This is a genomic window from Methanofollis sp. UBA420 (genome assembly GCF_002498315.1).
GTDB lineage: Archaea > Halobacteriota > Methanomicrobia > Methanomicrobiales > Methanofollaceae > Methanofollis.
The window spans coordinates 509280-533750 of the sequence record NZ_DAGX01000002.1; the positions used below are offsets into that span (position 1 = coordinate 509280).

The following is a 24471-nucleotide window of genomic DNA, read 5'->3' on the forward strand; positions in this document are numbered from 1 at the left end:
GAGATATAAGCGCCCCAGTGGAAAAATATCCTCCCCTCGCCGAACCGACGCACCCACACCGACGCACGGCGACGCAGCGACGCACCCCAAGATTGTGGTTACTCCTCCTCACCCTCAGGTTCTTCCAGGAGGACGCACTGAACCCGGCGACCCAACCACCTTTTAGGAACGAGGACACCGGCCCCGTTGCCCACCTTGATGGCCTTCTTTTCTACCTGTTCAAACCCGCCGATGGTCACAGTAAATTTCTCCATGTTATAACATTGTTATAGAAAAGTATATATCTTTCTGAGTTATAACTATGTTATAACGAGAGATGAGACAGATGATGGCAAAGGCAGGAAAGATAACCCGACTCCACAAGGCCCTGAGGATCGAACTTGAAGCCCGCGAGGGTGGCAACCTCGTGATCGGTGCGGCGGATGCCCGGAACCTGATCGACCACGGCGAAGGGGTCTCCCTCTACCAGGTCACCCGCACCACCGACGTGGACACCATCGAGCGGGTGGGGAGTGCGTACATGAGCCGCAGCGGGAAGGGGATCGCCCTCAGGATCGACGTGGGTATGCCGGTCCTCCCGACCCTCTACGCGAGCAAGGCGCAGGTGGAAGACGTGTATCGAGGCTTCAGGACGGCGGCGATGGTCAGCGCCCCCGCCGACATCTCCCCACACCCTGAGGCGAGGAAGGCCACCGACCGACCCGCCCTGAAGCGTGGCTTCGGTGATGCAGGCAACCCCCCAAGGAGGCCCGCACCCTCACCCGTGATAGTGGCGTGACCCCCCGCCCCGATGACGGCCCATGCCCAGGGCCCGAGGGGAACCGGCGAGGAGGGCGCAAAACCCGGAGTGTGAGAAATGTCTATGCCCGACTGCACCGCCCAAGCCTGAAGAACCGCCCCGGAAGGGGACCAATAGAAGGGAACGCCCTCCCCGACGATCATCATCTCTCTTTTTCGGCGACAGGACACCCGATGCCCACGGGTGATCCCTCGCCAACCCTGTGCACGGTGTGAGAGGTGTGCACGATTATAGTACACACACCCTCTTTCTAACAGTGTGGAGTAGAATAGATAGTATTTCCTGTGGAACTCCCCCTCCGGTATGGCGCGCATCGTATCGCAATTTATCGCAAACATTTTGCGTATCGCAATTTATCGCAACCCCCCACACGCAGGAGGGATTGCAAAAACACGTCGAACCCGTGGACATCAGACACCGCCGTATCGAACCGGTGCGGATCGATTCATGCGATACGATGCGCGCCACACCGCGCAATTTGGGAGATGCTGCGCGCCATGCGCGGACCATGGGGACGCCCCACATCAACGGTGTCGATCATTTTGTGATTGGGTCGGCACCAGGGACCGACCACCCACACCGTGCACGGGGTGATCCCACCCAACCCCCCCTGTGCACGGTGTGAAAGGTGTGCACGATTATAGTACACACACCCTCTTTCTAACAGTGTTGAGTAGAAATGATATCATTTCCTGTGTAAATCCTCAGGGAAGACAGGAGCGGGGAGAGGTGCGCCGACGAAGACAAAGGCCGTGGAAGCCCTCGCCCGCGCGGGAGAGGGGATCACCTGCGGTATGATGTTGTTGGACATCAGAAAAAGGGGAAACTGCACGGAGACACCCCCTTTCAGAAAAAGGGCTTTTTACCGTGCGTCTCCAAGCCCCAGGCGAGAGTTGAACTCGCGACCTGCTGATTACAAGTCAGCCGCTATGCCACTAAGCCACTGGGGCGCGGATGCACTATACGTTGATCATGCCTGATAAAAAAGATGGCGATGCCCCGACCCTCCCCTGCCCCCCTGATCAGGCACGCCTGACCTTCCCGACCCTGCGAGATGTCACGCCATAATCCCCGCAGACGGCCGTCATCTCCTCGAATGTCCCCCGGCAGTAGACACGCACCGGCACCGGCACCCCTTTTCGGAATGAGGCCATCTGCCGGTCATAGACCTTCTGGATATGCCGCAGATCGTTAGCGGCGAAGTAGTCCCGAAGGCACCTGAGAAACGCCACTTCCTGCTCGAGGTACGCCTCTTCATAGGCCCTCACCTCGCGGGCGATCTCGCGCGCCTCATCCTCCCCGATCGAGGCATAGTACTCACCGTGCTGGTTGAGTCCGCTGATCTGCCGCCAGTCCACGGTGCCGTCCTCCCCCTCCTCGCGGTGGAGCATGTAGGGGTATACCCTGCAGATGGCCATCCGGCGGTCATAGATGGTACACCGTCTCTCCTCTGAGAGAAAGACACATGTCCCGTCTTCCCGTGTCCGCAGCGCATAGCCGGAGACATAAAAAATCCCGCTCTGATCACAGAACTCGAAGTACGGCGCGGGCATCAGGACAGAAGGATCGATCGTCCTCACCTGCTCGGTGTCGCCATCGAGGAGAAACACATGGTCGTTAAGCTCCCGCGTGCAGCACCTGCCACAGCAGGTGCAGGAGAACCCAACCTCCCTGATGATGCGGACGAGGTCTGCATCAGGGTAGCCGAGGAGCGCATCGGTCTCAGCCTCGATGTCGGCGATCATCTGGCCAAATCGGTCTATCGGGGCGAGAGTTTTCTGGTGAAGGTCCATCCCTATGAGATTGCAGGCCATGGGAGATGCTCTTTACGGCCGGGGATCACGTCGGCAGAGGTGAGCCGCACGTACCTGGGCTCAGGTACATATCCCGATATGCTTGCCGGGAGACCTCGGCGCAGCCAGCGCCGCGATCTTCGGGACGCCCACGCGTGTTGGGAATATGTGGGTGCAGATGAGGCGGTTTCTCGATGCGAGCCACGGGATCGGGAAAAGAGACTCCCTCGTCGGCAAGGTAGGGCTCCCCTCCCTTTGCCGATCAGAGATCTCTCGAAGAGGTCACCGACTGCTCGCAGTACGGGAGTATCCTCGCCGGCGATACCGTCACATAGCCGGGCAAGAAAGAAAGGGCGGGCAGATGTTTTCAGAGCAGCCTAGATCGGCATGTTGCCGCGGTCGCCCTCCGACCCGCCCCCTCTCCCGAGAGAGCACTCTTGCCGCCACGAGTGGTCCGGACAGGAAATGAGACCAATTTCATCCCTGAACTCACTTTTCATGACAGGACTCCGGAAATATCCCCGTTTTTCCGGATGATTCCAGAAATAGGAGAACACCGGGACGAGAAGCCCCCAAGTCGGAGGAGGAAAGATATAAATATCGAATCTCCTATTAGAGTCCTTCACGAGAGAGCACATCGGTGCGATCCCGGGGGGGACCGAGGGACATTGACAATTTTACCAAATGACGCGTACGTACGCCCGGAATACGATCCAATAACAGCTCATATGAGTTCACCTCTGGCCGAGATCGTACGGCCGGATCTGGAAAAAAACCGTATCAGCGGGGCCAGATCTTTTGGGACGGTCATATACCGCCCCACACAAACGTCCATAACAAGGAAGTCACTTGCAGCCATTCCCTGCTACAACGAGGCCGTTACCATCGGTTCAGTTGTCCTGCAGACACGAAAATATGTCGATGAAGTCCTGGTCATCGACGACGGGTCGACAGACGACACCAGGGTCATCGCCCTTGAAGCGGGAGCGAGGGTCATCACCCATGCCGTGAACAGCGGCAAAGGAAGTGCGGTCCAGACCGCACTGAAATACGCGCAGGACGGTGCATTCGACTTCATCGTCCTCCTTGACGGCGACGGCCAGCACGACCCGCGCGAGATCCCGGCACTGGTGGAGCCGGTGGAAGAAGGAACGGCCGACCTTGTCATAGGGTCGCGTTTCCTCAGCAGCAAGAACAAGATACCGAAATACCGTCAACTCGGCCAGATGGTCCTCACGACCATGACGAACTTCAACGCCCGGCATACGACGACCGACTCCCAGTCAGGCTTCAGGGTGCTCAGCCGGTCCGCGATCGAACGCTTCACCATGGAGTCGAAGGACTATAATGTCGAATCGGACATGATCACCAGCCTCTCGGCACAGGGGATCGCCATCAAGGAGGTGCCCATCTCGGTGACGTACGACGTGCCCAACAAGCACAAGAAAAATCCGATCACCCATGGTTTCGGTGTCTTACGGAGCATCGTCGGGACGATGGAGTACAGCAACCCTTTCCTGACCTTCGGCGTCATCGGCATCGCAGCCCTGGTGGGGGGGATCGCCTTCGGTGTCACCGCCCTCTCGGCCTATGCGGCCACAGCAGTCCTGCCCTTCTGGACGTCGCTGCTGGGAGGCACATTCACGCTGCTCGGCGTCCTCTTTCTGATGGCAGGGATCACCCTCAGGTATGTTGCTATGACGGTCAGGAGGATGGTCTGAGGTAACGTCGTCAAAAAAGTGGAGGGACAGGCATCCCAGAAAAAAGACACATATATACGGGGGGGACGTGTCGCTGAGACCCCTGTTCGCTCCTACTTACACTTGTAGATTGCAATATATAAATCTTATTCTTTTGTTCGGGGATTTATATTTCTGATTGATGTCTTACTTTTGTTCGACCTCCTGGAGGCCGGATGTATTCCCGGAGAGCGGGGAAAGGGACACCTCTTCTTCGGCGCGAACGTTGGTCATGCATACCCGCTGATATCATAGTCGATCTCCGTGCTGCTCCGTGCACACCCCTCGCCATGCCTCAGGAAATCGTCGATGTTCTTCTTCAGCAGTGCGGGGAAGGCCGCACCGACGATCTGCTGGACTACCTTCCCACCGCAGAAGAAGAGGAACGAGGGAGTGTGACGGACGGCATAGCGCTCGGCCGTCCAGCCATTGCCCACCACATTCAGGCGTGCAAAGAGGATCGGGCCCCTGTATTCTCCTGCGAACTGCCTGAAGAAAGGTTCGATCTGCTTGCAGAAGGGACACGTGGGGCTGTAAAACATCACCACAGCAGGCCCCTTCCCCTTCTCGACCGTCGCCTCCCATGTGGTGTCGGTCACCTCCACCAGATCGGTACCCTCAGCCATAGGGAGAGGAGATACCAGTCATCCCGGTTAATGCTTGCCCCCGGCCTCCCGGTCGATGAGGATGTTGATGGTGTTCTCACAGATGTCGGTAGAGTATTCCCCGATCCTCCTGATGCTGTCGGAAAGCGAGACAAGCGCCGTCGCAGTGACAGGGGCGTACTTCAGCGCCGCCTTGTTGATCGCACGCGCTTTTTTTTCGAGATCGGCGACCTGCTGAATGGCTTCATTGGCCCCTTTCAAGTCCTCGCCGAAGAGAGACGAGATCGCACGGTCGAAGATCGCCTGGGATGTCCCGCTCGCCTCACTGATCATCGCCGTCATCCCGGTGTCGATTCCCTCCTTGAGGAGGACGATCGCGCTCTTTGCGATCCTGGTGCCGTGGTCCCCGATCCTCTCGATGATCCGCGAGGTGAGGAAATAACTCATCGCCGCCGCCGGGGTGACGTTCATCCGACGGGAGACCGCGGGGTCGCCGAGCACCAGGTGGCACTGACGGGCGATGAGCCACTGGAGACGGTCCACGTCATTGTCCCGCACGATGACGTCCTCGGCAAGTTTCTGGTTGCCGGACCGCAGGGCCTCGATGCCGTCCTGGTGCATGCCCTTTGCGATCACCGCCATCCGCGTGATCGTCTTCTCGAAGGGCATCTCGACGGGGTTGAGCAGGTCCTTGATGGTGATCGAGGTCTCGGTCTCCTCCACGACCTCCTGCCCGATGGCCATCTGGGTGAACTCCCTGACCCGGATCCTGATGGACGGCGGCATCCTCCCCTGCGCCCGGAGGGTGATCGTGGTGTACCCGGCGATGTACGCCCCGACAAGACAGCGGTACAGGAAGGCCTGGTCGGTGGTTGCGCTCACCGGGAACTCCTTCGTCCTCTGGGTGGCGACGGCATCGATCCTGGGGGTGACGAGAAGGGTGCCGTCCTGCTGGACGATGAGGCCTAGAGGGTCGTTTTTCTTGATATTTGAGGAAAGAACCCAGTCTTTAGGGAGGGATACGATATAGGACGACCCCCCGGTGACCTGCACCTTTCTGATCTCCATGTATCAGGGTTTTCCGGATGAGAATATATTTTTTGCCCGGGCCTATAGAGTGCACCATACTCTCTACGGAGTATATCGCGCGCCATAGTCTCATTCGAAACCGGTTATATTATATGGCGGGCTTTTTACTCATGGTGAAATACCGTGAAGAACAGCAAGATTCCTCTCCTTGCCGTGCCTCTCCTGGCACTTCTCATGATTGCGACCCTCTTCGCCGGCTGCACGGGCGGCGGAGGCGACACGACACCGGAGAGCCTCTCGGTCACCGGCTCCACGACCGTCCTCCCTGTCGCCCAGAAGGCGGCCGAGGCGTACATGGACACGCACCTGCAGGCTGACATCCAGGTAAGCGGCGGCGGTTCCAGTGTCGGCGTTCAGGCCGTCGGCGAGGGCACCGCGGATATCGGCATGGCCTCCCGCGACCTGAAGGATTCGGAGAAAGAGAAATATCCCGATCTGGTCCAGCACGTCGTGGCGCGGGACGGGATCGCCGTGATCGTCCACCCCTCGAACACCATGGAGACGGTCACCACCGCACAGGCGAAGGCGATCTACCAAGGCACTATCACGAACTGGAAAGAGATCGGCGGCCCTGACTTGGCGATCGTCGTCGTCGGCAGGGACAGCGCCTCGGGCACCCGCGAGTTCTTCCAGGAGGCCGTCATGAACAAGGAGGACTTCGTCCCCACCCAGCTTGAGAAGAACTCGAACGGGGCGGTGAAGCAGACCATCGCCCAGACACCGGGCGCCATCGGCTACGTCGGCCTCGGGTACATCGACCCCACGGTGAAGGCGCTGAAGGTCGATGTGAACGGCACGGCCGTCGAACCGACAGTCGCCGCCGTCGTCAGCGGCGACTACCCGATCGCCCGTTCCCTCAATATGTTCACGAAGGGCGAGGCCACCGGGCTTGCGAAGGACTACCTCGACTTCATCCTGAGCCCGGATGGGCAGACGATCGTCGAAGAAGAGGGTTTTGTCCCGGTCGCCTGATCGGCAGGGAGACGGGAGAGGAATTTTGTCCTCCCCCTCTCTCATGAGGTGAAGCACCAGCATGAACAGTTATCTTCAGGCAGCACGCAACGCCCTCTCCTCCGGGAACAGGCTTGCCATGGCGAAGGAGAGAGCCATCGGCCTCATCTGGCTGATTGCGGCCTCCGTCGCCACACTCACCGTCTTTTTCATCCTCCTCTTTCTCCTCCGTGACGCCCTCCCCATCTTCGAGACCGTCGGCATCGTCGACTTCGTCTTCGGGGAGACCTGGAACCCCACCGGCGCGACCCCGTCGTACGGCGCCTGGCCCCTCATCGTCGGGACGCTCCTCGTCACCCTCGGAGCGGTGGCCATCGCCGTGCCCCTCGGCATCGGGAGCGCGGTCTGTCTTGCAGAACTCGCCCCGCCCCGCATGAAGGCCGTCGTAAAACCGGCCATCGAACTCCTCGCCGGCATCCCCTCGGTCGTGTACGGCTTCTTCGGCCTGGTGATCCTCACCGACTGGCTCCGCATCTCCTTCGACGTGCCGTCAGGGGAGAGCTGGCTGGCCGGGTCCATCCTCCTCGGCATCATGGCCCTCCCGACGATCGTCTCGGTCTCCGAAGACGCCCTGAGCACGGTGCCCCGCGCCTACCGGGAGGGGAGCCTCGCACTCGGCGCCACGCGCTGGCAGACGATCAGCCGCGTCCTTGTCCCCTCCGCCCTCTCCGGGATCACGGCGGCGGTGATCCTGGGGATGGGCCGCGCCATCGGCGAGACGATGGCCGTCATGATGGTGACGGGAAACGCCGCCATCATCCCGGACCCCATCACCAACGTCCTCTCGCCGGTCCGCACCCTCACCGGCACCCTCGGCATCGAGATGGGCGAGGTGGCGGTCGGGTCTCTCCACTACCATGCCCTCTTCGGCGTGGCGGTGGTCCTCCTCCTCATCACCCTTGTCGTGAACCTCGCTGCGCTCTGGATCATGGCGCGGATCAGGGCCGGGCAGGGCGCCGCATTGCCGGGAGCGGACAGGCGGCAGGTGAAGAGAGCCCTCTCCATCGTCGCCGTGCTTGCGGCCGCGGCAGTCATCTTCGCCGTCCTCCCGCCGGTCCCGGCCCTCGCGGTCCTCCTCGTTGCGGGGGGAACCTACCTTGCCCGTGACCGGGTCTCCCCCGCAGCCGCGGAGAGGATCGCCTTCTCCACTCTCTGGGCGGCGATCGGGATCGTTCTCTTCATCCTCGGGATTATCCTCTTCTTCATCGTCATCAACGGCCTCCCGGCCCTCTCCTGGGAGTTTCTCACCCAGGCGCCCCGCGACCTCGGGCGGGCAGGCGGGATCTTCCCGGCAATCGTCGGGACCCTCTGCCTTGTCGGCGGCGCCATCCTCTTCGCCCTCCCGATCGGGATCGGGGCGGCGGTCTACCTCAACGAGTACACCCGCGGCGGCCGCGTCACCGCACTCATCAGGAGCGGGATCGACCTCCTGAACGGCATGCCCTCGATCGTCTTCGGCCTCTTCGGCTTTGCATTCCTCGTCCTCTTCCTCAACTTCGGGGTCTCCCTCCTCGCGGGCATGATCACCCTCGGGCTCATGATCCTGCCGACGGTCATCAGGACGACAGAGGAGGCCCTGAAGACCGTGCCGATGGCGATACGGGAGGGGAGCCTCGCACTCGGCGCCACGCGCTGGCAGACGATCAGGCAGGTCGTCCTGCCCCCGGCCCTCCCAGGCATCCTCACCGGCACGATCCTCTCTATCGGGCGGGCCGCCGGGGAGACGGCGCCGATCCTCTTCACGGCCGTCGTCTTCTCGAAACGCTTCCTCCCGACATCGGTCTTCGAACCGGTGATGGCCCTCCCTTACCACCTCTTCATCCTTGCGACAAATGTCCCGGGCGCGGAGACGAACCAGTACGGCACCGCCCTCGTCCTCCTCATCCTCGTCGTCGGGATCTATGCCGCCGCGATCGCCCTGAGAAATCACTACCAGAAGAATGTCAGATGGTAACATGACAGAGACTGCAATCCTCTCGGCCAGAAACCTCAACCTCTACTACGGGGAGAGTCATGCCCTGAAGGAGATCACGATCGATATCGCGCCGAACAGGGTGACCGCCCTCATCGGCCCCTCGGGGTGCGGGAAGTCCTCCCTCCTCCGATGTTTCAACCGGATGAACGACCTGGTCGAGAATGTCAGGATCGAGGGGGAGATCCTCTTCGCAGGTGAGGATATCACCTCCCCTGCAGCCGACGTCGTCGCGATCAGGAAGAGGATCGGGATGGTCTTCCAGAAACCGAACCCCTTCCCGAAGTCGATCTACGAGAATGTCGCATATGGCCCGAGGGTCCACGGCATCAGGGACGCGAAGGCCCTCGACGCGATCGTGGAGAAGAGTCTCCGCGACGCCGCCCTCTGGGAGGAGGTGAAGGACCGCCTCCACTCCTCGGCCCTCGGCCTCTCCGGGGGGCAGCAGCAGCGCCTCTGCATCGCCCGCACCCTCGCGGTCGAGCCCGAGGTGATCCTGATGGACGAACCCTGCTCGGCCCTCGACCCGATCGCCACGGCAAAGATCGAGGCCCTGATCGAGGACCTGAAGACGCGCTACACGGTGATCATCGTCACGCACAGCATGCAGCAGGCGGCGCGGGCAAGCGACTTCACCGGGTTCATGTACCTCGGCGAACTCGTGGAGTTCGGGGAGACGACCCAGATCTTCGAGGCCCCGAAGAACAGACTGACAGAGAACTATGTGACCGGCCGTTTCGGATAGGTGAAAGGATGAGTGAGAAATTTCATGACGAACTGAAGGCCCTGAGAGGGGAGTTCGTCGAATACGGACAGTTTTCAGCTGACATGCTGAAGGACGCCTTCAGGGCGCTGAAGGACGGGGACACGGACCTCGCGGACGCGGTCCTCCAGCGGAAAACCCACCTTGCAGAACTCTCCGACCACTTCGACGAGCGCCTGCTCACTCTCATCGCCCTGTACCAGCCGATGGCAAAGGATCTCAGGGTGATCGCCTGCACTCTCAAGATGAACGACGCTCTCTACCGCATCGGGCGGTACGGCAAGGACATCGCCATGCTCGTCCCGGCGTTCGCCGCGTCCGGCCACCTCGGGCGGATGCTCAACCTCCCGTATATGGCCGAGATCGTCTTTTCGATGGTCGACGACGTCCTCCGCGCCTACGAAGAGAGGGACATCGCCCCGCTCGCCACCCTCTCCGAGAGGGACGACTGCGTGGACGACATCAGGTACTCGGTCTTCAGGGAGGGGATCACCTACATGATGGAGGACCCGAAGAACATCGAGCGGTGCATGGACTACGTGATGGTGGCACGCTACCTCGAAAGGTGCGGCGACCACTGCTGCACGATGGCCGAGAAGATCCACTACATGGTCACGGGGGAGAGGATCGAGATCCGGTGAGGGGGGGGGACGGGAGAATTTTTTTCTGGAGTGCCTGTGCCGGGGGACTACGCCCCCCTCGAAGACTCCGTCTTCTCGACTCCCTTCGGTCGTAATCGAAAGCCTCTGGCTCATGGCACATCAAAGATGTACCTGAACAGGAGAATCTTCGATTTTCCGCTTTCTCAAGCTCCCTTCGGTCGTCACTCGAAAATCGGAGATTTTCTCGAACTCGCTATCGCTCGTTCCCCGCTCAGGATAGGCGGGATACGACAATATCCTTCCAGGGATCTTCTGCTCTCCCTTCCCGGCCCTATCTTAGATCGGGGGTCCGGGGGCAACGAGCAATAGCGAGTTCGAGAAAGCCATCAGGCTTTCGAGGTAGTCCCCCGGCTCAGATTGAGGGGGAGGCGAAGGATCGGCGCATTTTCTCCTGAAATCAGGAGGATACATCAATCCGACCATGAGGAATATCCCCAATCCCGATCATGACGACCTCCCTGGAGCCGATGCGATGCCTTTATGTTACCCCCGGCAGAGGAGGTATTCGGAGGAAATGATATGCCGGAATTTGGTAACCCGTTTTCAGGCACCGCATACGGCCGAAAGATGACCGATGCTGAACTCGTCCGCGCGATACGCTTCATGGTCTCGGCGGAGTACGAGGCGGTCCAGCTCTACCAGCAGCTTGCAGAGTCCACGGACAACAAACTCGCACAGGCGGTCCTCCTCGACATCGCCGAGGAGGAGATCGTCCACGCGGGCGAGTTTCTCCGTCTCCTGAAGGAACTCTCCCCCGAGGAGGAGGGATATTACGCAAAAGGGACAGAAGAGGTCGAGGAGATGATCGAGAAGATCAGAAAGTGACCGTCTCGTCTCCCTTTTTTCCTGTCGGGGTGTAGTGCTCGACCTCCCCGAAGACCTTCAATTTGCCGTCCTCAAGGACGGAGACCGCACCGTGGCCGCCGCAGATGATACAGCGCTTCGCCTGCGCGGCGAGGTCGCGGTCCACCGCGGCCGCAAGGTCGAGGAGGGCGTGCCTTTCCTCTCTGGCCCGACCCGAGTCCACGTTCACCGAGGTGACCAGGAAATCGGCGAGGGAGTTGTAGACCTTCCTCTCATCGGTGAGACTGCCAAAGTTGATCACCGTGTCGCTCGTGAGGAGGATGCCCTCCTCGGGGCAGAAGAGGTAGACCAGACCGTGGACGTGGCCGCCGAGGCTTTCCAGCACCTCGAAGGTCCTGCCGCCGAAGGTGAACCGATCGAGGACCGGGAAGATCCCCCGCACCTCGCCTGTCGGGCCGCCGAAGAGGGTGACGTCCTTCGGCGGGTTGAACCGCGAGAAGAGGTTGATCATCGTCGTATAGACGGTCTCCAGGACCGAACCCTCGGCAGGGGAGCCATAGGCGCGGTCCGAGGTCTCGATGACGGCCAGGGTGCCGGAGTGCATGTACGCCGGGGCGTCGTAGAAGCCGCCCGCGCCGCAGTGGTCGGCGTCGGCATGGGTGATCACCACCCTCTTCAGTTTCGTGCCGTCGCCGATGCCATAGTGCCTGAACATCCCGAGGACGTCGGGGTAGTAGATGCCGTAGCCGGTGTCGACCATCATGGTCTCGTCAGGGGTCTCGAAGACATAGATGCTGCCCCCACCGGGGAGCTGGAAGCAGAAGAGCTCCATCTCCAGGGTCACCCGGACCCGCTGGACGTCGGCGTAGAAGCCATCGCCGCAGGTCCGGTTCAGGCTCTCGCCGGTCTGGAGAACGCTCGCGAAGACCTGCCGCGGGTCGGCGCCGCGGGCGGCGAGGTCCTGGGCGATGTGGTTCATGTCGCCGAGGAGGCGGAGGAGGAAGTCGTCCCCGGCCTGACCGGTCAGCCGCCGCAGACGCTGGGCGAACCAGATATAGAAGACGGTCTCGTCAAGGGTGTCGCCGGTCTGGTCGTATTCGAGAATCTCGATCGGGTATTGCGACTTCAGGCTGTTGAGGAGGGCGTCGACCCTCCCGCTCTCCTCCAGGCTGAGGGCGAGGGTCAGGCGGTCGGGATGGCTCCCCGTGTCGTCGAAGTCGACATGCGCGATATTGGCGCCGACGGTCGTCGTCAGGTCAAGGAACGTGGAGAGTGCGCCGGGGACATGGGGAAGGGTGACGTGGATTCGCAGGAAACTCAGGCCCGGGAGGTGGGTCTGGAGATAGCCGATGGCGGCGAGGTCGTTCCTGATGGCGACATGCGCCTCGGGATATGCCGTTACCTCCAGGAAAACGGTGGATGGGTCGATACACCTGCTGTACTGGATGCGGTTGATGTTCCCGCCGTGCCGCATGATGATCCCGGCCGCCCGGTGAAGGGCGCCGGGCCGGTCGGGCATGCGGGCGACGAAGGAGATCTTCTCTTTCTGGGCCTCCATATCTGGAGATCAATGGGAGGACCACGGCAATAAATGTCGGGGGTCCTCAGGACGGGACGAGGACATAGACGGCAAAACCCATGTACTCCCGCCCATAGGCGGCGTACTCGTCCTGGATGCGGTAGAGGTACTCGCGCACCTCGTCGGCGTCCGCATCGCCGGGGTGGTCGCGCAGCCAGGCAAGGAGACCCTGCCAGTTACCCGACTCGTAGGCGTCCCAGTCGTCGGGCGACGCCCGGAAGATGGCCGCGACATCGAAGCCTGCGTCCCGTGCCGTCTGAAAGATCTCGTACTCGGTGAGGACGTCGCGCCACTCTCTGGCGAATTCAGGGGGGACGCTGTCCCGCGCCCAGTAGCGCTCGCCGATGACGATCCTGCCGTCGGGCTCGAGCCACGCGCTCATTGCCTCGAGGGCACCGGCAAAGCCGCCCCAGATGTGAGAGGAACCGATGCAGGCGGCACAGTCGTACAGGCGGTCGGGCGTTTCGTCCCGCACGTCGGCAAGATCGATCCCGATCCGCGGGGAGAGTCCCTCCTTTTCGAGGAGGGCAACGGCCCGGCGGCAGGCGTCCTCCCTGATGTCGAGGCCCCGCCCGGCGATCCCGAACCTCTTCCCCCAGAGAGCAAGGATCGTCCCGTAACCGCAACCGAATTCCACAACCCGGTCGTCGGCGGAGAGACCGGCCGCCTCCCCCGCACTGACCACCTTCTCAGGCGTCGTGGGGTTCATGATGGCCATGCCGCTCGTCGAGATCGAGATGAGATCAAAATATTCCACCCTGAAAAGTGGATGGTCCCGGAATATAGGGCCATCGCAGGGTGCGTGAAAGGGGTATGTGAGATGGGCAGGTGTGCCTGCCCGTCCTGTTCAGAGCCGGTTGGACTTGGTGCTCTTCTTCACCGGCGCAGTTTCTGTCTTGGCATCCGCGTCCTTCTTACCCTTGGACGAGGAGCGCTTCTGGGTCTCGTAGGTCATAGAGGACTCACCTCCTATCCTGATCAGATATTCTCAGATCTGTCATGCGAGGGATAAAAGTTGCCGGGGCGCAACGAGAGATCCTGCGGGAAAACCCTATTTGAACGGCATTTTGAGGGGTTTTGCATCGGGCGCGCCGGAGGGGATCGGGAGGATCAGGAGGGGGGCAAAAAGGAAGAGGGGGGCATCGCCCTGTGCCGGTATGGACGTGGTGCCTGCATGTCAGAATGTAGGGGGACATTTTGGACCCGACTCGGGTCAAATACGCCCGGATATGCCCTGGATCCGGGGATCCCACCCCCCGTTCAGGGCCATATCGGGGAGATCCAGCGATCCGGGCATACCGGGGGCCGTGGGCAAAACAGGATGAAATCCGGCAGGACTCAACGCCCTCTGGCCGCCGATATGATTGTGGGTAATGCCTCCCATCTCCCGGCCCCCCCGGTGCCATGAAGGGGGAGGGAGCGGGGCTGAAAATCGTCCGGATCCGGGCTCTTGAGAACCCTCACACTGAGGTTGATGTCGGCATTCCAGAGCGGGAATTCTACAGTGACCTCTTCAGGAAGCGATCACTCTACGCGAGGGTTTCTCCAGATCCTGAACTTAAAGATCGATGCCGCGTTCTCTCAGTTCTCTGGTCTTTTTCTCGGAGCAGGCCTCGCACCTGAATTCGGGGGCGCGGTCGTCGGTCCTGTCGTAGTTGGAGGTCATGACAAGGCGGTATCCGCGGCAGACCTTTCCGCAGTCCACGCACCTGATATTCTCCTTCACCTCCCACTGGGCGGCAAGGGCCTTCGAGGTGAAGATGAAGCGGTCCACCCAGAAGAAGATGAGGCCGCCGATGAAGTTGGCGATGATAGTGGCGGTGATGGGGTCCATCGTGGAGAGGAGGATCAGCACGCCGGCGAGGAGCGGGGTCGAGAGTTGCCACCTGATGAGGTAGAGCCCATAACGCTTGAAATTGACGTCCATATATCTGTATAAATTCAGAATTGCGGATAATAAACCTGAGTATGAGGACAGGGGAAGAACCTTCATCTCCCTTGCCATGCCACCTGATCAGATATGGCAGATGCAGAAGCAGAGGAGGGCGCATCCACCTCTTCTATAGTGTCGTCGGTGAGACTGCATGATAGCGCCGAAGGCGCGGATATCGAAGGACAGATCCACCCCCCCGATATCGTCGTCGGAGAGACGGCAGGGCGGGGCCGCGGCGTCTTTGCCGCGAGGGACTTCCTCCCCGGCGAGGTGATCGAGGTCTGCCCGGTGATCGTCTCGGCAGGAGCGGCTGACGAGGGCCTCATCGACCAGACAAACTTCTTCAACTACTACTTTGGGTGGGGAGAGTGTGAGAAGGCCTGTGCGATCGCCCTCGGCTACGGCTCGCTGTACAACCACTCGTATCACCCGAACGCCGACCACCGCCGGGACTTCGAGGCTGGCACGATCACGGTCGCGGCCTGCCGGCGCATCAGGGCGGGCGAGGAGATCACCATCAACTATACCGGTCCGGTGGATTGCCGGGACCCGGTCTGGTTCGACGTCGTGGAAGAAGAATAGAAAGAGACGGGGCAGGGTTCAGAGAACCTCTGCCTTCGTGATCCTGACTTCGGGGACAGGCCGGTCCTGGCGGTCGGTCCTCGTACTTCCGATGGCGTCGACGACCTCCATGCCGGCGACGACCTTCCCGAAGGCCGGGTGCATCCGGTCGAGGTAGTTGTTGTTCACCAGATTGATGAAGAACTGACTTCCCCCGGTGTTCGGGCCGGCATTCGCCATCGAGATGGTGCCGCGGTCGTTCCTGTTCGAGGGCGTGAGCTCGTCGGGGATCGTGTAGCCTGGCCCGCCCATGCCGGTGCCGGTCGGGTCGCCACCCTGGATCATGAAGTTGGGGATGACCCGGTGGAAGATGACGCCGTCGTAGAACCCTTCCTTCACCAGTTTTTCAAAGTTGCCGGCGGTGATCGGCATGTCGCCGTAGAGTTGAATGGTGATGTCGCCCGCCGTCGTGCGGAGGACGACCTTCGCTCCGCCTGGATGGTCAACCATGATCTTTCCTCCCTCTCTGGTGGCGCGGACAACCATAAGAGTTCTCCCGGTTGGACGCCATGGGGGATCATGGCAGGGAAGGATGAGAGGCGGGCCGCGGAGCACGAGGAGATGGTCGCCGTGTTCCTGAAAAACCTCACCCACGAGAGGCCAGAATACCGCTGGGGCGCCGCGGACGTCCTCGGGAGGCTCGGCGACGAGCGTGCCGTCGAACCCCTCATCGCCGCCATGGACGACCCCGACCCGCGGGTGCGGAAGAAGGCAGCATGGGCCCTCGGGCAACTCGGCGACATGCGAGGGCAGCGGCCCCTCCTTGCGGCGATGCGGGACGTTGACGAGGACGTCAGGGAGATCGCGGAGGAAGCGTACGAAATGTTGAAGAGGAAGGTCTTCGGTGGAGGGTGAGGGTCACACCTGCTCTTTCGTCCCGTACCGTACCAGTGCCGACCCGACGGCCCGGAGGCCCTCGACGAACAGGGAGGACGGGACGGCGGCGAGCATTGGCCCTACATCGGGTTCGCACTCGATCAACCGCTCCTCGTACGGCAAGAAGAACCGGTCGGTAAAGATATCCCCCATATCGCCCAGGAGATCCCCGACTTTCTCCACGTCCTTTTCAGAACGCACCCTGTTGACGACGAGGTGGACCGTGGGGATGCCCAGTTCCCGTGCGAGCAATGCGGCATGTTTGACGACCTGCACGGCGTTGAATGTCGGATCGGTGACGAGCACCGCCTGGTCAAACCCCTCCGCAATCGACCTCCCGAAATGCTCGACGCCGGCCTGTGTATCCATCAGGACAAACTCGCCCTCCCGCAGGTTGATGTATCTGACGACGGCCTGAAGCAGTGTGTTTTCTGGGCAGAGACACCCCGTCGCCGCCTGCACGACCGTTCCCATCACAAGGATGTTCACGCCGTCAGGGCCCCTGACCCCGAACCTCTCCACCACATCGGAAACGTCCGGGTTGAGCGTCAGCATGAGTCCCCAGCCGTCGCCTGGCCTGGCACCGGTCTTCTCCTCCACATAGTCGATGTTCTTCGTCAGCGGCACAATGGCGTCGCTCTTCTCGCGCGGCACGCCCACGGCATAGGGCAGGTTCATCTGCGGGTCTTCGTCGACGGCAAGGACGGTGTGGCCGTTCCGTGCAAAAATGCGCGAGAGGAACGCTGTGATCGTGGTCTTGCCGACTCCGCCTTTCCCGGCCACGACGACGCGGAACCCTCTTTCCGTCTCCTTGTGGGTGTTCTGCCTGATCGTCCGGGCAGCACTCAAAATTTTTTCTTTTCTCTCATCAGGGTCACACATAGGTGCCTCCACTCCCGTGTTCTATAGTATCTCCTCCATCTCCCTCCACTTTTCCCTGTCAGGGATCAGATCCCGAGCGCTCTCCTCTTCCTCTCGATCTCCGCTTCGAGGAGGTCTGCGGCCTTCACCGGGTCGGGTTCGACGGCAAGGGAGGCGTTCACCATCTCCCGGAGACGAGAGGTGAGGATATCGAGCACCTTCTGGCTCCCATAGACCCGAGGCGGGATGCCGAGCACGGTGGTGATCCCCGACGCCACGAAGTAGGTGGCGATGGAGAGGGCCTTCTGCGAGTACCATTCAGGTGCCGCACCGCCGAGGGGAAGGTCGCCGATACCAGTGCCCAGTTCGTCCGCAAGATGTGCGGCCATTACCAGAATCCGGGAGCAGTCGACACAGGAGCCCATATGGAGCACTGGCGGGACCCCGGCCGCAGTGCAGAGCGCCTTCAGTCCCTCGCCGGCCAGGTCCGCCGCCTCGGGCACCATCAGTCCGGCCTTCCCGCATGCAACGGCGGCGCACCCGGTCTCAACGACCAGGATGTCTCTTCTGATCAGTTCTTTCGCAAGCGTGACATGGCCGTCGTCCTGCCTGACCGCCGGGTTGTTGCAGCCGACGATGCCTACCACCCCTCTGATGCCCCCGGCAACGACCGCATCGACCAGAGGCCTGTAGGATCCTCCAAACGCCGCCCGGATCGCCTCTTCGGAGAAACCCGCCATCATGCGAATGGGCTTTGCGGGGATCCTGACCCGGTCGGGGTTCCGGTTAGGGAAGTTCTCGATCGCACGTGCGATGATCTCCTTCGCGGTGTCGAGGTCGTTTTCCGGACGGAATTCCAAAAATATCGCACCCTGAACCCTGGATTTTTCGCTGGTGGTGACGACCTTCGTGTGGTAGCAACCGGCCGTGTGGGTGATGGAGGGGAAGATGCACTGCGACCCGATCACCATGACGTCGACCGCACCGGTGACGATGGCAAGTTCCTGGTCGAGCAGGGAACCTGCGATGGGGATGCCGTGCCGCATTAATAGTTCGTTCCCTGTACAGCACATCCCGACCAGGTTGATCCCCTTTGCCCCTTTTTCCCGTGCGCGTTTGAGGAGTGCCGGGTCTCCCGCCACTCTGACGATCATCTCGGAAAGGACGGGGTTATGCCCGTGGAGGACGATGTTGACCCTGTCTTTCCTGAGCGTGCCGAGATTCGCCCTGGCGGTGCACGGCATGGGGGTGCCGAAGAGGATGTCGGATGCTTCCGTCGCCATCATGGACCCGCCCCACCCGTCGGAGAGCGCCGTCCTCATGGCGTGCAGGAGGAGATCTGCAGGATCTGCGCCGACGCCCATGTGGACCCGGTGCATGGCCTCGACGACCTCCCTGTCGACGCCCCGCGGCACGATCCCGGCCTTCGTCCATGCCTCCTTTGTCTTCTGCGGGGCACGTTCCGTCATCTGGATCCTGTTCTTGAGGGTGCCGTACTCCTCCAGCATCGCCCGGGCAAGGTCGGCGGCGACCTCCGCCGTTCTCCGTCCTTCAGACCGGATGCCGTACTCTGCAACGACTGCCTGCAATTTTTCCATATCAATGACCCTGTAGCCCTGCGACTTCCCTTCTGCGGTGCGGAGCAGGACTTCAAGGACCTCGCGGCCGTGGTCAGAGTGGGCGGCGGCGCCCGTTGAGATGTCGTTGAGGAGGTTTCGAGCCACGATGAGGTCTGCGTCTGCACCGCAGACACCCCGCGTCGGTTCCTTCCCGAAGGGTTCGATCCGGCAGGGCCCCATGGCGCACCTGTTGCAGCAGACCCCCAGCTGGCCGTAGCCACACCGGGGTTGCTGGGAGGTGAAGCGGTCCCAGACCGTCTCGATATCGTCGTCTCCCGCCTTTTCGAAAATGTCCCTGTCAGTGTCGTCGAGCACCCTCTTTCCTGAGATATCCCGTGCCCTCTGGAGATCAGACATTGTATGTTTCGTCCTTTCTTTCATTACAAAACTCTGCGATCTTTTTCAGGACAGCCCTGTATGCCCTGATATTTGCGGGGACGGCGGCCTCTGCGCTCTTCGCATGGTGAGGATGGGGGGCACTGCCGAGGACAAGCGCCCCTGTCTTGCACGCCTCCACACACGCGGGGATCTTTCCGGTTCTCCGCCGCTCGATACAGTTGTCGCACTTTGTGTTGACCCTGCGGTCGGTCGAAAAGGGGGGGACGCTCCCGAACGGGCAGGCCCGTGCACAGACGGCGCAACCGATGCACAGGTCTTCATCCACGAGGACCGAACCTGTGTCTCTGTAGAGTGCGTCTGTCGGGCAGGCCTCCATGCAGGGTGCAGGGGTGCAGTGACGGCAGAGGTTGGGAATGGTCAGGGTACTGGTCCCGGTCCAGACATGCATACGGCGCTGTACGATTTTTCCGTCACTGACGGCACTGAAGAGGTCCCTGCCCGGCGTATGCTCCACCGCGCATGCAAACTCGCAGTGTCTGCACCCGATACAGAACTCAGGCCTGACAGAAATGTTTTCCATACATCTTTCCTTCAGATATTTTTTTATCGAGCGTCGAAGGTTTCAGGTGCTGCTATTTATCAAAAAATAATTTTATAACGCCTCATATTCATATCTGGCGATTTATGAAATTCAGAATAATCTCATGATATTTTTACCGCGTTCCGAGTCTCCCGGATAGAGACCTGCGATCCGACCAGAGCATGATGCTCATCCTCCACCGTGCGGAGAAGGTGTGGTCACTCTCCTGAATACTCCCATTCCCCGAAAAAAAGCACCTTATAGGAACACGGCCGAACTCATACAGAATGACCGAGGAGAAGATGACCCCTGCCATGCGGCAGTTCTATGCGATGAAGGAAAAACATCCTGACTGTGTCATTTTTTTCCGCATGGGGGACTTTTACGAGACATTCGGTCATGACGCCGAGATCGTCTCCCGCGAACTCGACATCGTGCTCACCTCGCGGGGCAAGGACAGGGAGGGGGAGAAGATGCCCCTCGCCGGCGTGCCCTATCATGCGGCAGACACCTACGTCTCCCGCCTCGTCGCGAAGGGCTACCGGGTTGCCGTCTGCGAGCAACTCGAGGACCCGAAGAAGGCGAAGGGTATCGTGAAGAGGGGCGTTGTCCGGGTGATCACCCCCGGCACGGTCATCGACGCCTCCATGATCGCCTCGCCGGGGGCGCGGTACCTGATGTCCCTCTGCCCGAATGGTGCGGATTTCGGCCTCGCCTTCCTGGACATCTCCACAGGCGAGTTCTTCGTCGAGGAGTGCAGGGACGGCGGCGAGGTCGTCTCCGAGGTGGAGAGGTACAGGCCGCAGGAGTGCATCGTCCCCGGCACCCTCACCGGCGATCTTTGCGAGCGTTTCTCCGCCCAGGGCGTCCTCCTCACCCCCTATGAGGAGGGGGCGTTCGCGGCCGGGCGGGCGCGGCAGGTTCTCCTCGACCGCTTCGGCACCGTCTCCCTCGAGGGCTTCGGCTGCGAGGGGATGGAGGCGGCGGTCAGGGCCGCCGGCGCCGCCCTCAGGTACGCCACCGAGACCCAGTTCTCCGACCTCTCCCATATCACCGGCCTCTCTGTGCGGTCCACCGCCGAGAGGATGTCCCTGGATGCGATCACCCTCCGGAACCTCGAGGTCACCGAGACGATCCGGGGAGAGGGGAAGGAGGGGACGCTCCTCCATGTTCTGGACAGGACGCGGACCTCGATGGGGAGCAGGACGATGCGGGCGTACCTGGTCAACCCCCTCCTCGACAGGGCAGAGATCGACGCACGCCTCGACGCCGTCGAGTACTTTGTCGGGAACACCCCGGCACGGGAGACCTTCCAGGACCTCCTCCGCGGCTGTGCGGACATCGAGAGGATCGCGGGCAGGATCGCCTACGGGAACGCGACGCCCCGCGACCTCGTCACCCTCAGGACGTCCTTCGAGACCGTGCCGGAGGTGAAAGAGACCCTGCAGGGCGATCTCCCCCTGCGGGTCAGGGAGGCAATCGACCAGATCTCCGACTTCCCCGCGGTCAGGGACCTCATCGCCCGCGCGATCGTCGACGACCCGCCGGCGAACCTCAAGGGCGGCGGCGTGATCAGGGAGGGCTACAGCCCGGAACTCGACGAACTGAAGGGCCTCTCCGGGTCGGGGAAGGACTGGATTGCGGAGTACCAGCAGAAGGAGAGGGAGAGGACAGGGATCAAGTCCCTGAAGGTGCGGTACAACCGGGTCTTCGGCTACTACATCGAGGTGACGAAGCCGAACCTCCCCCTCGTGCCGGACGACTATGACCGGAAGCAGACGACCGCAAATGGCGAGAGGTTCACCACCCCGGACCTGCGGGAGAAGGAGATGCTCATCACCAATGCCGAGGAGCGCCTCCTCTCCCTGGAGGCCGAACTCTTTGCGGACCTCGTCGCCACCCTCGCCGCATCCGTCCCCGGTTTCCAGGAGACGGCACGGGCGATCGGCGTCCTCGACGTCTACGCGGCCCTCGCCGCGGTCGCACAGAGGAACGACTATACGCGGCCGGTCCTCGACGACTCTGTCAGGACCGCGGTCCGGGCCGGACGCCACCCTGTCGTCGAGGAGATGGTACCGGGCTCCTTCGTCCCGAACGACACCCTCCTCGACGGCGGCGGCGACCAGGTCCTCATCATCACCGGCGCGAACATGGCCGGGAAATCGACGTACATGCGTGCCGTCGCCCTCATCCAGGTAATGGCCCAGATCGGGAGTTTTGTCCCGGCCGCCCACGCATCCCTCGGGATCGTCGACAGGGTCTTCACCCGCGTCGGGGCCTCGGACGACCTCTCCAGCGGGCGGAGCACCTTCATGGTCGAGATGCAGGAACTCGCGAACATCCTGAACAATGTCACAGAGCGGAGCCTCGTCGTGCTCGACGAGATCGGGCGGGGGACGAGCACCATCGACGGCTACTCCATCGCAAGGGCCGTCATCGAATTCCTCCACGGCACGGGAAAGACCGGGCCGCGGACCCTCTTCGCCACCCACTTCCACCAGCTCATCGACGTGGAGGCCGACCTGAAGAGGGTGAAGAACTACCACTTCGCGGTGAAGGAGACGGGCGGGGAGATCGTCTTCCTGCGGACGATCATCCCCGGCGCCACAGACCGGAGCTACGGCATCCATGTGGCCCGGCTTGCCGGCGTGCCGCGGGCGGTGACGCAGAGGGCCGAGAAGATCCTGAAGGCGACCGAGGAGGAGGTGGCGTCGGGCGGGCCGAAGCAGAGGAAGTTCACCCAGATGCTCCTCTTCCCGTCCTCTGAGGCGCGGGCGGACCCCGACCCCGCGGTGGAGGCCCTGAAGAGGATCGACCCCGACGCCCTGACTCCCCGGGAGGCCCTCGACGCACTCTATGAACTGAAGGCTCTCGCCGGGAAGGAGGGGTCGCCATGACCGAACCTGTCATCCATGTCCTCGACGAGAGGACGGTCAACCAGATCGCCGCCGGCGAGGTCGTCGAGAGGCCGGCGTCTGTCGTCAAGGAACTCGTGGAGAACGCGATCGACGCCGGCGCCGACCTGGTGCGGGTGGAGGTGACGACAGACCGCACCCATGTCACCGTGATCAGGGTTCAGGACAACGGCGTCGGCATGGACCGCGCCGACGCGGTCCTCGCCTTCAAGGAACACGCCACGAGCAAGATCGCCAGGATCGACGACCTCGACCGCGTCGCCACCATGGGCTTCAGGGGCGAGGCGCTGGCGAGCATCGCCTCTGTCGCCGACGTCACCCTGACCACCAGGCCAAAGGGGGGCGAGGTCATCGCCGGGACGAAGGTCAGGATCAGGGGCGGCGGAGCGCCCGAGGTCGCGGAGGTCGGCGCACCCGAAGGGACGACTCTGGAGGTGCGCGACCTCTTCTTCAACACGCCGGCCCGCCGGAAGTTCCTCAAGTCCCTCCACACCGAACTCGCTCATATCCACGGGGTCGTCGAGAGGACCGCACTCGCCCACCCCGAGGTCTCCTTCCGCCTCGTCCACAACGGGAAGGAGAGGGTCGCCACCCACAGGACGACCGACCTGCGGGAGACGGCGGCCTCCCTCTTCGGGACAGAACTCCACGCCGACCTCATCCCCCTCGACTTCGAGGCCCCCGCGGTGAGGGTCGGCGGCTACATCTCCCGCCCGGCGCACTCCCGCGCCGACATGTACCAGGTCTTCCTCTCGATCAATGCCCGCCCCGTCTCCTCGCCCGCAATCGTGCGGGCGCTCAAGGAGGGGTACGGCACCCTCCTCCCGGCAGACCGCTATCCTGTCGCCTTCGTCACCCTCACCGTCGACCCGGCCCAGGTGGACGTGAACGTCCACCCGACGAAGAAACTGGTCCGCCTCAGCCGGGAGAGGGAGATCTGCGACGCCGTCGCCGCGGCGGTGCGGGCCGCGCTGGACGGGAGGAACCTCCTCTCCGCCCCTGCGGCACGCCCGGCGCCGGCATGGAGACCGGCCCCTCCAATCCCCGCGAGGACGACCGGCATCGCGGAGGCGCCGGCACTCTACGCACGCTCCGACAGGCGCCTGAGGCAGACCTCCCTCCCTCTCGTCACGGCCGAAAGGAACCTCCTCCCGGAGATCGAAATCCTCGGCCAGGTCGACGCCACCTACATCGTCGGCAGGGCCGAGAACAACTCCCTCATCGTCATCGACCAGCACGCCGCCCACGAGCGCATCCTCTACGAGCAGGTGACGGAGAAGCAGCAGGACGGGCAGAAGACGCAGGAACTGATCGTGCCTGTGCTCATCACCTTCACGGCGCAGGAGGCCGAACTGGTGAAGGACGCCCTGCCGGCCCTCGAGGAGGAGGGGTTCGCCCTCGACGAGTTCGGGCCGGACACCTACGCGGTGAGCGCGATCCCCATCGTCCTTGGGCGGATGGAGGACCCGGCGGTGGTCCGCGACCTGGTCTCGGCCCTCGTGCGCGAGGCCACCCGCGACCCGGTGGGGAGGCGGGAGGCGATCACAAGACGGGTCGCCTGCCGCGGAGCGATCAAGGCCGGCGACCCCCTCACCCGCGAGCAGATGCGCCGCCTCGTCGACCAGCTCGCCCACACGAAGAGCCCGTACACCTGCCCCCATGGTCGGCCGACGATCCTCTCCTTCTCCCCCGACGAACTGGCGGCGATGTTCAGGAGGACGTGAGAGAGGATTCTGGGGGAGGGGATCATCCCCCCGATCTGGCCTCTATTTCATATTTCCGCCCTCTCGATCCGGCCTGTATGGGCGGGATTGAGAATAATGCTATTTTCGGAGTGTTTCGGGGATCGTGACCTGGAATACACATCCCTATCGGGACGGGGATGGGTTTGCCGGGTGGCACAGAACCCCC

22 protein-coding genes and 1 tRNA gene are annotated in these 24471 nt (G+C 62.1%); 11 read left to right on the top strand and 12 right to left on the bottom strand.

Annotated elements, in window-relative coordinates; genetic code table 11:
- Positions 1-98: 98 nt before the first annotated feature.
- Positions 99-254, bottom strand: a complete 156-nt coding sequence (locus BP869_RS02550) for a DUF2080 family transposase-associated protein (RefSeq protein ID WP_342676599.1) — start codon at positions 252-254, stop codon at positions 99-101.
- A 62-nt stretch (positions 255-316) separates the two neighbouring features.
- Between BP869_RS02550 and BP869_RS02555 the strand changes: the two genes are divergently transcribed.
- Positions 317-778, top strand: coding sequence for a hypothetical protein (locus tag BP869_RS02555; RefSeq protein ID WP_342676601.1), 462 nt, complete (start codon positions 317-319; stop codon positions 776-778).
- Between the two features lie 899 nt (positions 779-1677).
- Here BP869_RS02555 and BP869_RS02560 read toward each other — a convergent pair.
- Positions 1678-1749: transfer RNA gene (locus BP869_RS02560), tRNA-Thr, on the bottom strand.
- A 72-nt stretch (positions 1750-1821) separates the two neighbouring features.
- Complete coding sequence (locus BP869_RS02565) at positions 1822-2613, bottom strand: YkgJ family cysteine cluster protein (protein WP_342676603.1); 792 nt, start codon at positions 2611-2613, stop codon at positions 1822-1824.
- A gap of 707 nt (positions 2614-3320) precedes the next feature.
- On the opposite strand from BP869_RS02565, the gene BP869_RS02570 reads away from it, so the two are divergent.
- Complete coding sequence (locus BP869_RS02570) at positions 3321-4313, top strand: glycosyltransferase family 2 protein (protein WP_342676605.1); 993 nt, start codon at positions 3321-3323, stop codon at positions 4311-4313.
- 248 nt (positions 4314-4561) lie between these two features.
- On the opposite strand, the gene BP869_RS02575 is transcribed toward BP869_RS02570, so the two are convergent.
- Together BP869_RS02575 and BP869_RS02580 are read right to left on the bottom strand one after the other, a co-directional pair.
- Positions 4562-4957: a thioredoxin family protein gene (locus tag BP869_RS02575; protein WP_342676606.1), complete on the bottom strand. Its 396-nt coding sequence runs from the start codon at positions 4955-4957 to the stop codon at positions 4562-4564.
- Positions 4958-4984: 27 nt separating this feature from the next.
- Entirely contained in the window at positions 4985-6004 is a 1020-nt protein-coding gene (locus BP869_RS02580) for a phosphate uptake regulator PhoU (RefSeq protein ID WP_342676608.1), read from the bottom strand.
- Positions 6005-6148: 144 nt separating this feature from the next.
- On the opposite strand from BP869_RS02580, the gene BP869_RS02585 reads away from it, so the two are divergent.
- The 5 genes from BP869_RS02585 to BP869_RS02605 all read left to right on the top strand — a co-directional run bounded on the left by BP869_RS02585 (position 6149) and on the right by BP869_RS02605 (position 11258).
- Positions 6149-6997, top strand: coding sequence for a phosphate ABC transporter substrate-binding protein (locus BP869_RS02585; RefSeq protein WP_342676610.1), 849 nt, complete (start codon positions 6149-6151; stop codon positions 6995-6997).
- Positions 6998-7115: 118 nt separating this feature from the next.
- Complete coding sequence (gene pstC, locus BP869_RS02590) at positions 7116-8990, top strand: phosphate ABC transporter permease subunit PstC (RefSeq protein ID WP_342677389.1); 1875 nt, start codon at positions 7116-7118, stop codon at positions 8988-8990.
- Position 8991: 1 nt separating this feature from the next.
- A complete protein-coding gene (gene pstB, locus BP869_RS02595; RefSeq protein WP_342676611.1) occupies positions 8992-9753 on the top strand; it encodes a phosphate ABC transporter ATP-binding protein PstB in 762 nt (253 codons plus the stop codon).
- Positions 9754-9761: 8 nt separating this feature from the next.
- Positions 9762-10412: a phosphate signaling complex protein PhoU gene (gene phoU / locus BP869_RS02600; RefSeq protein WP_342676613.1), complete on the top strand. Its 651-nt coding sequence runs from the start codon at positions 9762-9764 to the stop codon at positions 10410-10412.
- Positions 10413-10952: 540 nt separating this feature from the next.
- Positions 10953-11258, top strand: coding sequence for a ferritin family protein (locus BP869_RS02605; protein WP_342676615.1), 306 nt, complete (start codon positions 10953-10955; stop codon positions 11256-11258).
- Here the strand turns inward: BP869_RS02605 and BP869_RS02610 are convergent.
- The 3 genes from BP869_RS02610 to BP869_RS02620 all read right to left on the bottom strand — a co-directional run bounded on the left by BP869_RS02610 (position 11248) and on the right by BP869_RS02620 (position 14743).
- Entirely contained in the window at positions 11248-12795 is a 1548-nt protein-coding gene (locus BP869_RS02610) for an MBL fold metallo-hydrolase (protein WP_342676617.1), read from the bottom strand. The two genes, BP869_RS02605 and BP869_RS02610, sit on opposite strands and share 11 nt — an antisense overlap.
- Before the next feature lie 46 nt (positions 12796-12841).
- Positions 12842-13573, bottom strand: a complete 732-nt coding sequence (locus BP869_RS02615) for an SAM-dependent methyltransferase (RefSeq protein ID WP_342676619.1) — start codon at positions 13571-13573, stop codon at positions 12842-12844.
- Between the two features lie 801 nt (positions 13574-14374).
- Positions 14375-14743 (bottom strand): hypothetical protein, encoded by a 369-nt coding sequence (locus BP869_RS02620; protein ID WP_342676621.1) that lies wholly within the window; start codon positions 14741-14743, stop codon positions 14375-14377.
- Between the two features lie 147 nt (positions 14744-14890).
- Here BP869_RS02620 and BP869_RS02625 point away from each other — a divergent pair, with 147 nt between their 5' ends.
- Positions 14891-15331, top strand: a complete 441-nt coding sequence (locus BP869_RS02625; protein ID WP_342676622.1) for an SET domain-containing protein — start codon at positions 14891-14893, stop codon at positions 15329-15331.
- A gap of 18 nt (positions 15332-15349) precedes the next feature.
- Here BP869_RS02625 and BP869_RS02630 read toward each other — a convergent pair whose 3' ends face one another.
- Positions 15350-15820, bottom strand: coding sequence for a peptidylprolyl isomerase (locus BP869_RS02630; protein WP_342676623.1), 471 nt, complete (start codon positions 15818-15820; stop codon positions 15350-15352).
- Positions 15821-15889: 69 nt separating this feature from the next.
- Between BP869_RS02630 and BP869_RS02635 the strand changes: the two genes are divergently transcribed.
- A complete protein-coding gene (locus BP869_RS02635; protein ID WP_342676625.1) occupies positions 15890-16225 on the top strand; it encodes a HEAT repeat domain-containing protein in 336 nt (111 codons plus the stop codon).
- 3 nt (positions 16226-16228) lie between these two features.
- On the opposite strand, the gene BP869_RS02640 is transcribed toward BP869_RS02635, so the two are convergent.
- The 3 genes from BP869_RS02640 to BP869_RS02650 all read right to left on the bottom strand — a co-directional run bounded on the left by BP869_RS02640 (position 16229) and on the right by BP869_RS02650 (position 19645).
- Positions 16229-17128 (bottom strand): AAA family ATPase, encoded by a 900-nt coding sequence (locus BP869_RS02640; protein WP_342676627.1) that lies wholly within the window; start codon positions 17126-17128, stop codon positions 16229-16231.
- A gap of 65 nt (positions 17129-17193) precedes the next feature.
- Entirely contained in the window at positions 17194-19083 is a 1890-nt protein-coding gene (cooS, locus tag BP869_RS02645; protein WP_342676629.1) for an anaerobic carbon-monoxide dehydrogenase catalytic subunit, read from the bottom strand.
- Positions 19076-19645: a 4Fe-4S dicluster domain-containing protein gene (locus tag BP869_RS02650; protein ID WP_342676631.1), complete on the bottom strand. Its 570-nt coding sequence runs from the start codon at positions 19643-19645 to the stop codon at positions 19076-19078. The genes cooS and BP869_RS02650 overlap by 8 nt, the downstream gene beginning before the upstream one ends.
- A gap of 287 nt (positions 19646-19932) precedes the next feature.
- Between BP869_RS02650 and mutS the strand changes: the two genes are divergently transcribed.
- Both mutS and mutL read left to right on the top strand, forming a co-directional pair.
- Positions 19933-22542 carry a DNA mismatch repair protein MutS gene (mutS, locus tag BP869_RS02655; protein ID WP_342676633.1) on the top strand — a complete coding sequence of 870 codons (2610 nt, stop codon included), beginning with the start codon at positions 19933-19935 and terminating at the stop codon, positions 22540-22542.
- On the top strand, positions 22539-24284 hold the full coding sequence (gene mutL, locus BP869_RS02660) for a DNA mismatch repair endonuclease MutL (RefSeq protein ID WP_342676635.1): 1746 nt from the start codon (positions 22539-22541) through the stop codon (positions 24282-24284). The genes mutS and mutL overlap by 4 nt, the downstream gene beginning before the upstream one ends.
- The last annotated feature ends 187 nt before the right edge of the window (positions 24285-24471 follow it).

Bases quoted from the DNA above. Each gene is read 5' to 3' on its own strand.
- BP869_RS02550 (WP_342676599.1), bottom strand. From the start codon at position 254: ATGGAGAAATTTACTGTGACCATCGGCGGGTTTGAACAGGTAGAAAAG.
- BP869_RS02555 (WP_342676601.1), top strand. From the start codon at position 317: ATGAGACAGATGATGGCAAAGGCAGGAAAGATAACCCGACTCCACAAG.
- BP869_RS02565 (WP_342676603.1), bottom strand. From the start codon at position 2,613: ATGGCCTGCAATCTCATAGGGATGGACCTTCACCAGAAAACTCTCGCC.
- BP869_RS02570 (WP_342676605.1), top strand. From the start codon at position 3,321: ATGAGTTCACCTCTGGCCGAGATCGTACGGCCGGATCTGGAAAAAAAC.
- BP869_RS02575 (WP_342676606.1), bottom strand. From the start codon at position 4,957: ATGGCTGAGGGTACCGATCTGGTGGAGGTGACCGACACCACATGGGAG.
- BP869_RS02580 (WP_342676608.1), bottom strand. From the start codon at position 6,004: ATGGAGATCAGAAAGGTGCAGGTCACCGGGGGGTCGTCCTATATCGTA.
- pstC (WP_342677389.1), top strand. From the start codon at position 7,116: ATGGCGAAGGAGAGAGCCATCGGCCTCATCTGGCTGATTGCGGCCTCC.
- pstB (WP_342676611.1), top strand. From the start codon at position 8,992: ATGACAGAGACTGCAATCCTCTCGGCCAGAAACCTCAACCTCTACTAC.
- phoU (WP_342676613.1), top strand. From the start codon at position 9,762: ATGAGTGAGAAATTTCATGACGAACTGAAGGCCCTGAGAGGGGAGTTC.
- BP869_RS02605 (WP_342676615.1), top strand. From the start codon at position 10,953: ATGCCGGAATTTGGTAACCCGTTTTCAGGCACCGCATACGGCCGAAAG.
- BP869_RS02610 (WP_342676617.1), bottom strand. From the start codon at position 12,795: ATGGAGGCCCAGAAAGAGAAGATCTCCTTCGTCGCCCGCATGCCCGAC.
- BP869_RS02620 (WP_342676621.1), bottom strand. From the start codon at position 14,743: ATGGACGTCAATTTCAAGCGTTATGGGCTCTACCTCATCAGGTGGCAA.
- BP869_RS02630 (WP_342676623.1), bottom strand. From the start codon at position 15,820: ATGGTTGACCATCCAGGCGGAGCGAAGGTCGTCCTCCGCACGACGGCG.
- BP869_RS02635 (WP_342676625.1), top strand. From the start codon at position 15,890: ATGGCAGGGAAGGATGAGAGGCGGGCCGCGGAGCACGAGGAGATGGTC.
- BP869_RS02640 (WP_342676627.1), bottom strand. From the start codon at position 17,128: ATGTGTGACCCTGATGAGAGAAAAGAAAAAATTTTGAGTGCTGCCCGG.
- cooS (WP_342676629.1), bottom strand. From the start codon at position 19,083: ATGTCTGATCTCCAGAGGGCACGGGATATCTCAGGAAAGAGGGTGCTC.
- BP869_RS02650 (WP_342676631.1), bottom strand. From the start codon at position 19,645: ATGGAAAACATTTCTGTCAGGCCTGAGTTCTGTATCGGGTGCAGACAC.
- mutS (WP_342676633.1), top strand. From the start codon at position 19,933: ATGACCGAGGAGAAGATGACCCCTGCCATGCGGCAGTTCTATGCGATG.
- mutL (WP_342676635.1), top strand. From the start codon at position 22,539: ATGACCGAACCTGTCATCCATGTCCTCGACGAGAGGACGGTCAACCAG.